The following is a 12,962-nucleotide window of genomic DNA, read 5'->3' on the forward strand; positions in this document are numbered from 1 at the left end:
ATTATTTGTTAAACTTAAAGTTTCTTTTAAATTTGCTAATCAATCTAAAAACTTTAAAAAAAAATCAAAAGAATGAAAAAAGTAATTTTATCTGTTTTAATTGCTAGTTCGTTATTAGCAGTTTCTTGTAAGCAAGCAAAAAAAAGCGCACAAGACTTAAAAGACGCAACTGTAGAAGCTGCTGACAAAGCAGTAGATGCTACAAAAGACGCAGCTAGTGCTGTAAAAGAAACTGCAGGGGATGCGGTAGATGCTGCCGGAGATGCAGTAGATGCGGCAAAAGATGCTGTTTCTGGGCAAATATTAGAAGGAATTGAAATTCCTGAATTTTCAAATCCTGAAGTTGCAAAAAATTTAGCTGATTATGCAGCATATGCTAAAGAGTATATTGCAGCAAACGGTAATGTAGCAAAAATATCAGAACTTGCTTCTAAAGGTAAAGAATTATTAGAAAAAGGTAAAGAATTAGCTTCTAAATTAGACGCTACTGAATTAGCAAAATACAAAAGTGTTTTAACTGCTATTCAATCTAAAATGGCGCCTGCTCAATAATTTTTAAAAAATTAGCTTTTAAAAAGGTTCTCGAAAAAGAGAACCTTTTTTTATTTAAATAAATACTGTTTAGTGGTGGTAGATTATTACGATATGTAATAAGTAACAAAAAAAAAACGAAGTGGTTTGTATTGTTTTCTGTAGAAAAAAGTCAAAGCATTTAGATTTTTTCAAACAATTTTATTCAGTTAAATCTTCCCGTAGTTTTTCGGTAAGTTTTTCAATAGTGTCGTACAAAATAAATTCGCCATCTTTTATGTACGATATTTCTCCTGTTTCTTCTGAAACCACAATACATAAAGCATCTGTTTTTTCAGTAACGCCTATACCTGCTCTATGTCGTAATCCAAAACGAGCAGGAATTTTTGTGCTGTTAGAAACTGGTAAAATAACCCGTGTAGCAACAATGTAATTATCTCGAATAATAGTAGCTCCATCATGTAACGGGCTGTTTTTGTAAAAAATACTTTCTAAGATAGCCTCGTTTACTAGCGCATTCATTTTATCGCCAGTGTTAATTAAAAAATCTAAATTATTAGTTCGCTCAATTACTATTAAAGCTCCTGTTTTAGTTTTTGATAGGTTTACAGAGGTGTTAATTAGTGTTGTAACATCTGTTTCGGTATGTATTTCTGAATGTAAAAATCGCAATTGTTTAAAAAAGCTGCGTTTAGAAAAATTAGTAGTGCCAATCATTAATAAAAATTTTCGAATTTCTTGTTGAAAAACAATGATTAAAGCAATTACTCCGCCAGAAAGTAAATATCCTAAAATGCCGCTAAGCATTTCCATTTTTAAAGCTTGGGTTACTTTCCAAATAATGAAGATAAAAGCAATTCCGATAAAAATATTAATAGCAACGGTGCCTTTTAGTAGTTTATATATATAATAGAGTAAAATAGCTACTAAAAAAATATCTAATACGTCTAAGAAAGAAAAATTGATAAAATCTAACATTAACTAAATAGTGTTTTGGTAAATGTACAAAATTACTTGATAATTAAATTAAAATACATTTAGTAGGCTTTAGGCAAATTGGTTTAATTGTTCTGTAATTTTAATGGTTTCAATGGCTTCTTTTACATCGTGTACTCTTAGTATATTTGCACCGTTAAGCAAAGCTATTGTATGGGCTGCTGTAGTAGCATTTAGGGCTTCTTTAGGGCTTATCTTTAGTGGTTTGTATAGCATGGATTTACGTGAAATACCAACTAAAATAGGCGCGTTCACTTTTTTAAAATACGCCATGTTTTTTAATAATTCAAAATTATGTGCAATGGTTTTTCCAAAACCAAATCCTACGTCTATAATTACATCGTTAACTTTTAGTTGGTGTAATTGATTTAGTTTTTTTGAAAAAAATGAAGCTATTTCTAAAGTTATATTTTTATATGTTGGGTTTTGCTGCATTGTTTGTGGAGTGCCTTGCATATGCATTATAATGTAGGGTACTTGTAGCTTAGCGATGGTTTTAAACATGTTTTTGTCTAAGTTTCCAGCAGAAATATCGTTAACAATAGCTGCGCCAGCATTTATAGTTTCATTAGCAACGCTGCTTCTAAAAGTATCGATAGAAATGATAATTTCAGGAAAATTTTTTAATAATAAATTGACTATTGGAACAATTCTTTTTAATTCTTCGGTTTCTGAAACATGAGCTGCGTTTGGACGTGAAGAATAAGCACCTAGGTCGATAAATGTTGCCCCTTCGTTAAGCATTTTTTCTGTTTGTAAAAGAAAATCACGGTCGTTTTTATACTTTCCACCATCAAAAAAAGAATCGGGTGTAAGGTTTAAAATTCCCATTACTTTAGGTGAGGTTAGCGTTATGAGTTTTCCTTTACAATTTATAGTCATTTTAGTAGATGTAAAATTAATGGTAAAAATAAACGAAATGCTTTTAAGATTTACTATTTTTACACGTTACTTTTAAAAAATAAGATGCAAAATACCGCTAAACAATACAAAGACGTAATTGAAGTGTGCAGGTCGTTGTTTGCAAAAAAGATGGAAGATTACGGTAGCGCATGGCGAATTTTAAGGTTGCCTTCGTTAACCGATCAAATATTTATTAAGGCACAACGTATCAGGCAGCTACAAGAAAATCAAACGCGTAAAGTAGATGAAGATGAAAAGTCAGAATTTATAGGTATTATTAATTATTCAATTATCGCTTTGATTCAGTTAGAGTTAGGGGTGGTTGATCAACCAGATATAACAGTCAAAGAAGCACTGGCATTGTATGATAAGCATAGTGCGCTTACTAAAAAATTAATGGAAAATAAAAACCATGATTATGGTGAGGCGTGGCGAGAAATGAGGGTGTCTTCATTAACCGATTTGATTTTGCAAAAATTATTGCGGGTAAAACAAATTGAAGATAATAAAGGAAAAACGCTTGTTTCTGAAGGTATCGATGCTAATTATCAAGATATGATTAATTATGCTGTATTTGCCATAATTCACATAAATGAGTTTGAAAATAAAACAATAAAAAAATAAACCGATGTTTTTAAAAGTTCTAACTAATATTTCACGATTTATAGTCGCTGTATTATTTATTTTTTCTGGATTTGTAAAATTAGTAGATCCTATAGGGTCGCAGTATAAATTTGAAGAGTATTTTAGTGCGGATGTTTTAAATTTAGAATTTTTAATTCCGTATGCGTTGCCTTTTTCTATTCTATTGATTATTACTGAAATTACTTTAGGTGTAATGTTGTTAATAGGGTATAAGCGTAAATTTACGGTTAGAAGTTTGTTTTTTTTAACGTTGATATTTTTATTTTTAACGTGGTATTCTGCTTACTATAATAAAGTAACCGATTGTGGTTGTTTTGGTGATGCTGTTAAGTTATCAACTTGGGAAACTTTTTATAAAAATGTTATTTTAATAGGGCTGATTATCTTCTTAATTATAAGAGTAAAAGATATAAAACCATTGTTTTCTAAAAAAATAGGTGCAGCAATTACTTATCTTTCTGTATTTAGCTTTTTATATATAACCTATCATGTGTTAACTCACTTGCCCATAGTAGATTTTCGTCCTTACGCAATAGGTAAAAATATTACCGAAGGTATGCGATATAAGGGTGACGGTAAAATTCCGCCGATACACGATTTTACTTTAGAAGGTGTTGATGGTGATTTAACCAATGAACTATTAGCTAAAGACAAATTAATGTTGGTTGTTGTTTACGATTTAGATAAAGCAGCGACAGAGGGGTTTGCTAAAGTTAAAAGATTAGCTGATCAGGCTATAATAAAAGGTTATACAGTTTATGGGGTTTCGGCTTCGTTTGAAGACGATTTAGTACTAGCTCAAAATAAATACGATTTACCTTTTGAATTTTTATTTTGTGATCAAACGACTCTTAAAACGATAATTCGTGCAAATCCTGGGATTGTGATTTTGAATAAGGGAACAGTTACTGGAAAATGGAGCTGGAATGATGCCGATGATATTAAATTATAAGGTGTTATATTTTATATAAAAATCAGTTAGTCTAAAACTTATTAGAAATTTAACAAAGATTGATAGTAGGTTGTAGAAACTAGAAAATAAAGAAGTCGCCTTAAGCAATTAAAAAAATTAATTACTAATTGCTTAAGGCTATTTTAATTTATTTATTAAGATTGCTTTGATAGCTCTGTAAAATATTTATAAAAATAAGGTATGGTTTCAATTCCTTTTAAGTAATTCCATACACCAAAATGTTCGTTAGGTGAATGAATAGCATCTGAATTTAATCCAAACCCCATTAAAATAGTTTTACTTTTCAATTCTTTTTCAAATAAAGCAACAATAGGAATACTACCGCCACTACGTTGTGGAATAGGGGTAGTGCCAAATGTTTTTTCGTAAGCTTTGCTTGCCGCTTGGTAACCAGTATAATTAATTGGAGTTACATACCCTTGACCGCCGTGATGTGGTTTTACAGTAACTGTTACTGATTTTGGAGCAATGCTTTCAAAGTGATTTTTAAATAATTCGGCAATTTCTTTCCAATCTTGGTTGGGTACTAAGCGCATTGATATTTTGGCGTAGGCTTTAGAGGGGATAACTGTTTTGGCACCCTCGCCAGTGTATCCTCCCCAAATTCCGTTAACATCTAGAGTTGGTCGAATAGAGGTGCGTTCGTTAGTGGTGTATCCCATTTCACCGTACACATCATTAATAGCTAAAGCTTTTTTGTATGCTTCTAAAGAAAAGGGAGCTTTGGCCATTTCATCACGTTCTTTACGAGACAATTCTTCAACTTTATCATAAAACCCTGGAATGGTAATATGGTTGTTTTCGTCGTGTAAAGAAGCAATCATTTTAGTTAAAATATTAATAGGGTTAGCTACAGCGCCACCATATAACCCAGAATGTAAATCTCGATTAGGTCCTGTAACTTCTACCTCAACATAACTTAAGCCACGTAACCCAGTTGTAATTGACGGGATGTTGTTGGCAATCATTCCAGTATCAGAAATTAAAATGACATCGTTGGCTAATTTTTCTTTATTTCTTGGCACAAACCACGCTAAACTTTCAGAACCTACTTCTTCTTCGCCCTCAATCATAAACTTTATATTACATGGTAGGTTTCCTGAATTAGACATATATTCTAGGGCTTTTACATGCATATACATTTGCCCTTTATCATCGCAAGCACCACGAGCAAAAATTGCTCCTTCAGGATGTGTTTTAGTTTTTTTAATAACAGGTTCAAAAGGAGGAGAGTCCCACAGGTTTGTAGGGTCTGGTGGTTGTACGTCGTAATGCCCATATACCAAAACAGTTGGTAAATTAGGATCAATTATTTTTTCGCCATATACAATCGGATAGCCAGGTGTTTCGCAAATTTCTACGGTATCGCACCCTGCTTTTTCAAGACTTTTTTTAACTGCATCAGCAGTATTTAATACATCTTGGGAGTAAGCAGAATCGGCACTTACAGAAGGTATTTTTAATAATTCTATTAATTCGTTTACAAAACGAGTTTGATTGTTTTTGATATAAGTTTTAATATCGTTCATAGTAAGAAAAAAAATAAGTATTCAAAAATAGAAAAATATGGCGAAGTTTTTTGCAATTTCTAAGTATTGTTTATATTTGCAACCCAAAATGATTGCAGGCGTGGTGGAATTGGTAGACACGCTAGATTTAGGATCTAGTGCCGCAAGGTGTGAGAGTTCGAGTCTCTCCGCCTGTACAAAGAACCCTCAAATAATGAGGGTTCTTTTGTTTTATAGGGGTAACAGTATTTTGTATTGCCAAGATAAATATTCTAGGTTTCTTTAATAGTCTTTAAAAATATAAAGGCGAGGAGTAAAACCCAATTCAAAACGGACTTATTTTTAGTGTTTAAAAACACGATTAAACACACATAATATAGGTGTTGGTGTTAAAATGTATTGTATTGTTGTGTCGTTTTAAAAAAGGGGGGTTGTGTATAGTTAAGTATATAAAGAGCCGATAGAGGGACTCGAACCCACGACCTGCTGATTACAAATCAGCTGCTCTAGCCAACTGAGCTATATCGGCTTAATTTTAGATGCTACAAATATAAAATCATTTTTGATTTTGTCAAATATTTATTTGTTTTTGTAAGTCAATAATTCGTAAAAAAAATAACAACTCTCCTTTATAGTTTACGGCAGTAGATTGGTTGCTTATTTAAACCCATACATTTTATGATTTCTAATTTCATATTTAAGTTAGAGAGTCGTTTTATAAATTGTACTATTATTATGAAAATAAATCGATACAGTTCGTCGACACTTTTTTGAACTTTATGTATTATAATAAAGCTATTGAGCTAATATTTTGTTTACTAAAGCCTTTCCGTAAATATCTTTGAACTTAAATCTAGTATAGATATTGTTAATTAATAAAAGATATATATTTTTCTTAAAGTTTAAAAATAATAGATAAAATATTGTATTTTTTTTAAAAAAATATCATATTTGTGTTAGATATTTTAATTATCCTCTTTTTTTTTAGAATTAGATTTAAATATTGTCAACTAGTAAGTTATGAACAAAAGGGCTGTTAACATAAACTCTAGGGTGAAAAAATACATAGTTATTTCTTTTTTATGTGTTTTTACTATTCTTACCCAAGCTGCTTTTAGCAAAAGTATTATATCAAATAATACAAATAAAGAAAATAATTTTTTCATTGATAATAGTTTGCCACAAAAAGATTATTTGCTTGAACAAATAACCTTTTTTAAAAGCGGTAAAGTATTTCAATTGTTTTCGCATGGTAAACCAGGAGAGTTATTACTTGAAGGTGAATGGAAGAATGCTATGCAAATAGCTGAGTTTTTAAAACAAAAGCTAAGTAATAGTAGGGTTGCCCAAGTAAATATTTATGGGTGTGAGTTTGCTAAAGGAGTTAAAGGGCAAAGAGCTGTTGCGTATTTAGAAAAAGTATTACACGTTTCTGTGGCAGCTTCTACCAATGTTACTGGTAAAAATGGTGATTGGCAATTAGAATATAATAAAAATAATAATACGTCGATACTTCAGCTGAAGTATCCTTATTCATTACAATGTGCTGATATGACTCCGACTGGAGATTGTGATGGTGATGGTATTCCCAATTCTGAAGAAGGATTGGTTCAAATTTGTGATTTAGATTTTGATTTTAGTGGTATCAATACAGGTACTCCTTCTGTAGGTACACTTTTTACAAGTAGACCTATTAATTCTGGAACTACAGATACTTTTTCACTTGCGGTTACAGATCTTATAGCTCCAGCTGATAAATCATGGAAAGAACTAAGAGGTAACAGTACAGGAGATATCGCCTTAGCTAGAAATAAGGATGGAGAATTTGAAGTTACATTAACATTTGATCAACCGACAGATTTTACGATTAATGAAAATATTGAATTAGGAGGTAATACGGCTCAAGCTGACCGGTGGACATTTACCCATGATGGTAATATGACTATTGATGATCCTAATGGTGAGAGTTTTATAGTAGACAGTCAAACACCAACTTCAACAACCATTACCATGTTGAGTGCTGATAATGATTATCAGTTTAATTTTATGGGGGTAACAACATTGGCAATGCGTTTTACAGCGCTTGCTAACGATAACACCAGTATTTTTAATTTATCTCAGTGCCGTTATGAATCTACTGATACCGATGGTGATGGTACACCTGATTATTTAGATACAGATTCTGATGACGATGGTATTCCTGATTCAGTTGAAGCAGGAGCAGATCCAACAAGCCCTGTAGATACTGATGGTGATGGTATTATTGATGCTTTAGACATCGATAGTGATGGTGATGGCATACTTGATTCTTTAGAGGCAGGTTCAGATGCAAGTAATCCTATTGATTCAGACAACGACGGTGTTCCAGATTATCAAGAAACCGATAGTGATGGTGATGGTATACTTGATGCTACTGAGGCAGGTTCTGATTTAACGCAACCTATAGATACTGACTCGGATAGTATCCCAGATTTTCAAGACACCGATAGTGATGGCGATGGCATTCCAGATGCTGAAGAAGGGGTAGCTGATGCAGATAATGATGGTATCCCAAATTATTTAGATACTGATGCTGACGGTGATGGCATTCCAGATGCTGAAGAAGGGGTAGCTGATGCAGATAATGATGGCATACCAAATTATTTAGATACCGACGCTGACGGCGACGGTATACCTGATGCAATAGAAGGTACTGTAGATGCAGATGCTGATAATATCCCTAACTATTTAGATGTTGATAGTGATGGCGATGGTATACCTGATGAAACTGAGGGTACTGTTGATACCGACGGTGATGGTACGTCTAATTATTTAGACACCGATAGTGATGGTGATGGCACACCTGATGCTACTGAAGGTACAGCTGATGCTGATGGTAATGGGGTGCCTGATTATTTAGAAGCACCAACTGCAGGTTCGCCAGGTGATGCTGATGGTGATGGCATACCCGATGCTGATGACCCCGATGATGATAACGATGGTATCCCTGATACTGTTGAAGCACCCGCTTGTACCTATACTAATGATGGTATGGGAGGGATTAATTTGAATGCTAATTATCCTGATCCACTTACATATGGTGGTGGCTCTGCGGGTTATCCGTTTGATGGAGCCTATTTGTATAGAAGAGTAAACGGAGTAATTTCTAATAATAAAGGGAGTGTAACTTATGATTTTGAAACCACTCAAACAGGTCTTCTTTTTGGTTTTGCTAATGTAGATTTTAGAAGAAGATGGTTTACTGATTTAAATGGCAATATTCTTAATTTAGAATTAGTTAGTGATAATAGTGTTGGTTCACAAACGGTGGTGGGTTATGCCGCAGATTTAGGGCATGATGCTCTTTGGGATGTAGATGATGCTACTTATGGTAAAGGTAAATCAGCCAATGGTGTGCTAAAAATATTAGGTACTTATGATGGGGTAATCATGCATTACGACCTAAATACAACAAGTACTGTCAATAGTAACGATGGATGGGTTGGAGGTTTCTTGTCTGAGCAATGTTCTTCGGCAGATACTGACGGCGATGGTATACCCAATTCTCAAGATTTAGATTCAGATGGCGATGGTATCCCTGATGCTGTAGAAGCAGGGGCAGACCCTACTAATCCTGTAGACACAGATGGCGATGGTATCCCTGATTATTTAGATACTGATTCAGATGGCGATGGTATTCCTGATAGTGTTGAAGGTACTACTGATACGGATGGTGATGGTACCCCCGATTATTTAGATACCGACTCTGATGGTGATGGAATTCTTGATAGTGTTGAAGGTACTGTAGACACTGATGGTGATGGTGTTATTGATGCTTTAGATACCGATAGTGATGGTGATGGTGTTCCTGATGCCGTTGAAGTGGGGGCTGACCCTACTAATCCTATAGATACGGATAGCGATGGTATCCCTGATTATTTAGATACCGACAGTGATGGTAATGGTGTTGCCGATGCTGTTGAGGTAGGGGCAGACCCCTCAAATCCAACCGATAGTGATGGCGATGGTATTGCTGACTATTTAGATACCGACAATGACAATGATGGTGTAAGCGACATTACTGAAATAGGTTCGGATCCAACAAATCCTATAGATACGGATAGCGATGGTATCCCCGATTATTTAGATACCGACTCAAATAACGATGGTATTTCGGATGCTATACAGGCAGGTTCAGATCCAACAAATCCGATAGATACCGATGGTGATGGTATCCCTGATTATTTAGATACCGATAGTGATGGTGATGGTATTCTTAATGTTGATGAAATTGGAAGCGACCCTGCTAATCCAATAGATAGTGATGGTGATGGTACCCCCGATTATTTAGATATAAATAGTGACCGTGATGGTGATGGTATTCCCGATGCGGTTGAGGTAGGTAGTGATCCTTCAAATCCTACCGATACTGATAATGATGGTATCCCCGATTATTTAGATACGGATAGTGATGGTGATGGTATTGCAGACGCTGTCGAAGTAGGTGCAGACCCTACTAGCCCTAATGATACTGATAATGATGGTATCCCCGATTATTTAGAAACCGATTCAGATGGCGACGGTATACCTGATGCTACAGAAGTTGGTTCTGATGTAACGAATCCAGTTGACTCAGATGGTGATGGTATCCCAGACATGGCTGATTTAGACAGTGATGGCGATGGTATTTCAGATGCTATTGAAGGAGCTGGTGATACCGATAATGATGGTATTCCAAATTATTTAGATTTAGACAGTGATGGTGATGGTATTCCAGATGCTGTAGAAGGAGCTGCTGATGCAGATAATGATGGTATTCCAAATTATTTAGATACGGATAGTGATGGCGACGGTATCCCTGATGCTGTTGAAGGAATTGGAGACCCTGATGGTGATGGTATTTTAAATTATTTAGATACGGATAGTGATGGTGATGGATTATTAGATGTAGATGAAGCGGGTCCAGATCCAAACAATCCTTTAGATAGTAATAACGATGGTGTACCTGATTATCAAACCGAAAATAGTGCCGATTTAGATACCGATGGTGATGGTATTCCAGACTCAGTTGAAGGTACTGGTGATGTTGATAACGATGGTATTCCTAACTATCAAGATTTAGATAGTGATGGTGATGGCATACCAGATTCTCCTGATGGACTTATTGATACCGATGGAGACACTGTTCCTAATTATTTAGATACCGATAGTGATGATGATGGTATTCTTGACAGTGTTGAGGCAGGAAGTAATCCTATTCAACCCATTGATACTGATGGTGATGGTATTCCTGATTTTAAAGAAACGGATTCAGATGGTGATGGTATCCCAGATGCTGTTGAAGGTGCGGGAGATGTTGATAATGATGGTATTCCTAACTATCAAGATTTAGATAGTGATGGCGATGGTATTCCAGATACTGAAGAAGCAGGTTCAGATCCAACCAATCCAGTAGATACTGATAACGATGGTGTTCCCGATTATTTAGATGCCGATGCTGATGGCGATGGTATTCCTGACAGTATAGAATATGGTAATCCTACAGAATCACCTTTAGACACAGATGGTGATGGTATCCCTGATTATTTAGATACGGATAGTGATGGAGATGGGTTACTTGATAGCTTTGAAGCAGGTTCAGACCCAACAAATCCTATAGATACAGATAGTGATGGCGTTCCTGATTTTCAAGAAACAGATAACGATGGTGATGGTATTCCTGATGTTTTAGAAGTAGGTTCAGACCTTTCAAATCCTATAGATACCGATGGTGACACTATACCTGATTATTTAGATTCAGATTCAGATGGCGATGGTATCCCTGATGCTATAGAAGCTCTTCCAACTGGATTAACCCCAACCGACACAGATGGTGATGGTACTCCTGATTATTTAGATGCAGACTCAGATAATGATGGTATACTAGATGCTATTGAAATAGGTTCAGACCCAACCAATCCAGTAGATACTGATGGTGATGGTATACCTGATTATCAAGATACGGATAGTGATGGCGATGGTATTCCTGATTCAGTAGAAATAGGTTCAAATTCTTCAAACCCTACTGATAGTGATGGCGATGGTATCCCTGATTATTTAGATACGGATAGTGATGGTAATGGTATTCCCGATGCTGAAGAGGTAGGTTCAGACCCCTCAAATCCAACCGATAGTGATGGCGATGGTATTGCTGATTATTTAGATACCGACAATGACAATGATGGTGTAAGTGACATTACTGAAATAGGTTCAGATCCAACAAATCCAATAGATACCGATGGTGATGGTATCCCTGATTATCAAGATATTGATAGTGATGGCAATAATATTTCAGATTTAGAAGAAGTAGGGATAGACCCAACGAACCCTATAGATACCGATGGTGATGGTATCCCAGATTATCTTGATGTCGATAATGACAATGACGGAATAAGTGATATAATAGAGGTAGGAGACTCAGTGAATTTGATAGATACCGATAGTGATGGTATCCCAGATTATTTAGATACTGATAGTGATGGCGATGGTATTCCTGATATTATTGAAGGTAATGATGATATGGATGGTGATGGAATTCCTAATTATCAAGATACCGATAGTGATGGTGATGGACTATTAGATGCAGATGAAGCGGGCTCAGACCCAACCAATCCAGTAGATTCTAATGAAGATGGTGTTGCTGATTATTTAACGGTAAATTCATCAGGAGATTCAGATGGCGATGGTATTCCAGACAGTGTAGAAGGAACAACAGCTGATACTGATAGTGATACAACATTAAATTATTTAGATACCGATAGTGATGGCGACGGTATACCTGATGCAATAGAGGCAGGTTCAGACCCAGCTAATCCAGTAGATACCGATAACGATGGTGTTCCAGACTATTTAGATTTAGATAGTGACGGCGATGGTATTCCTGATTCGGTAGAGGCAGGTTCAGATCCAACGAGTCCAGTAGATAGTGATGGTGATGGTATTGCTGATTATCTTGAGACCGATTCTGATAATGACGGTATTCTTGATTCGGTAGAAGTAGGTTTAGATTTAACCAATCCATTAGATACAGATAACGACGGTATTCTTGATTATCAAGATACGGATAGTGATGGTGATGGTATTCCGGATGCTGTTGAAGTAGGTTCAGACGCATCAAATCCAATAGATAGTGATGGTGATGGTATTCCGGATTATCAAGATACGGATAGCGATGGTGATGGTATTCCAGATGTTGTTGAAGTAGGTTCAGATCCATCAAATCCTACTGATAGTGATGGTGATGGTATTCCTGATTATTTGGATACGGATAGTGATGGTAATGGTATTCCAGATGCCGTTGAAGTAGGTTCAGACGCATCAAACCCTACTGATAGTGATGGAGATGGTATCGCTGATTATTTAGATACCGACAATGATAATGATGGTAT

At 35.4% G+C, this 12,962-nt stretch carries 7 protein-coding genes and 2 tRNA genes; 5 read left to right on the plus strand and 4 right to left on the minus strand.

The genetic code is table 11. The features are described 5' to 3' along the window. The first annotated feature begins 72 nt into the window (after positions 1–72). Entirely contained in the window at positions 73–552 is a 480-nt protein-coding gene (locus AB2B44_RS07645; RefSeq protein ID WP_369048980.1) for a hypothetical protein, read from the plus strand. Positions 553–732: 180 nt separating this feature from the next. On the opposite strand, the gene cdaA is transcribed toward AB2B44_RS07645, so the two are convergent. Further along, positions 733–1,509 carry a diadenylate cyclase CdaA gene (gene cdaA / locus AB2B44_RS07650; protein ID WP_369048981.1) on the minus strand — a complete coding sequence of 259 codons (777 nt, stop codon included), beginning with the start codon at positions 1,507–1,509 and terminating at the stop codon, positions 733–735. A 69-nt stretch (positions 1,510–1,578) separates the two neighbouring features. Then, positions 1,579–2,409 carry a dihydropteroate synthase gene (gene folP / locus AB2B44_RS07655; protein ID WP_369048982.1) on the minus strand — a complete coding sequence of 277 codons (831 nt, stop codon included), beginning with the start codon at positions 2,407–2,409 and terminating at the stop codon, positions 1,579–1,581. Between the two features lie 84 nt (positions 2,410–2,493). Here folP and AB2B44_RS07660 point away from each other — a divergent pair, with 84 nt between their 5' ends. Both AB2B44_RS07660 and AB2B44_RS07665 read left to right on the plus strand, forming a co-directional pair. After that, entirely contained in the window at positions 2,494–3,054 is a 561-nt protein-coding gene (locus tag AB2B44_RS07660) for a DUF1599 domain-containing protein (RefSeq protein WP_369048983.1), read from the plus strand. A gap of 4 nt (positions 3,055–3,058) precedes the next feature. Beyond that, complete coding sequence (locus tag AB2B44_RS07665; protein WP_369048984.1) at positions 3,059–4,027, plus strand: BT_3928 family protein; 969 nt, start codon at positions 3,059–3,061, stop codon at positions 4,025–4,027. Positions 4,028–4,182: 155 nt separating this feature from the next. On the opposite strand, the gene AB2B44_RS07670 is transcribed toward AB2B44_RS07665, so the two are convergent. Continuing rightward, on the minus strand, positions 4,183–5,577 hold the full coding sequence (locus AB2B44_RS07670) for a dipeptidase (RefSeq protein ID WP_369048985.1): 1,395 nt from the start codon (positions 5,575–5,577) through the stop codon (positions 4,183–4,185). Positions 5,578–5,671: 94 nt separating this feature from the next. Between AB2B44_RS07670 and AB2B44_RS07675 the strand changes: the two genes are divergently transcribed. After that, a tRNA-Leu gene (locus AB2B44_RS07675) sits at positions 5,672–5,753 on the plus strand. A gap of 258 nt (positions 5,754–6,011) precedes the next feature. On the opposite strand, the gene AB2B44_RS07680 is transcribed toward AB2B44_RS07675, so the two are convergent. Further along, positions 6,012–6,085: transfer RNA gene (locus AB2B44_RS07680), tRNA-Thr, on the minus strand. 524 nt (positions 6,086–6,609) lie between these two features. Here AB2B44_RS07680 and AB2B44_RS07685 point away from each other — a divergent pair. After that, positions 6,610–12,962: thrombospondin type 3 repeat-containing protein (locus AB2B44_RS07685; protein WP_369048986.1), on the plus strand; the 6,353-nt coding region annotated here is incomplete at its 3' end.

The sequence above is a fragment of the Tenacibaculum sp. UWU-22 genome, from assembly GCF_041021355.1.
Taxonomy (GTDB): domain Bacteria; phylum Bacteroidota; class Bacteroidia; order Flavobacteriales; family Flavobacteriaceae; genus Polaribacter.

Excerpts from the sequence above, each read along its gene's own strand:
- AB2B44_RS07665 (WP_369048984.1), top strand. The coding sequence starts at position 3,059 with ATGTTTTTAAAAGTTCTAACTAATATTTCACGATTTATAGTCGCTGTA.
- AB2B44_RS07645 (WP_369048980.1), top strand. The coding sequence starts at position 73 with ATGAAAAAAGTAATTTTATCTGTTTTAATTGCTAGTTCGTTATTAGCA.
- cdaA (WP_369048981.1), bottom strand. The coding sequence starts at position 1,509 with ATGTTAGATTTTATCAATTTTTCTTTCTTAGACGTATTAGATATTTTT.
- folP (WP_369048982.1), bottom strand. The coding sequence starts at position 2,409 with ATGACTATAAATTGTAAAGGAAAACTCATAACGCTAACCTCACCTAAA.
- AB2B44_RS07660 (WP_369048983.1), top strand. The coding sequence starts at position 2,494 with ATGCAAAATACCGCTAAACAATACAAAGACGTAATTGAAGTGTGCAGG.
- AB2B44_RS07670 (WP_369048985.1), bottom strand. The coding sequence starts at position 5,577 with ATGAACGATATTAAAACTTATATCAAAAACAATCAAACTCGTTTTGTA.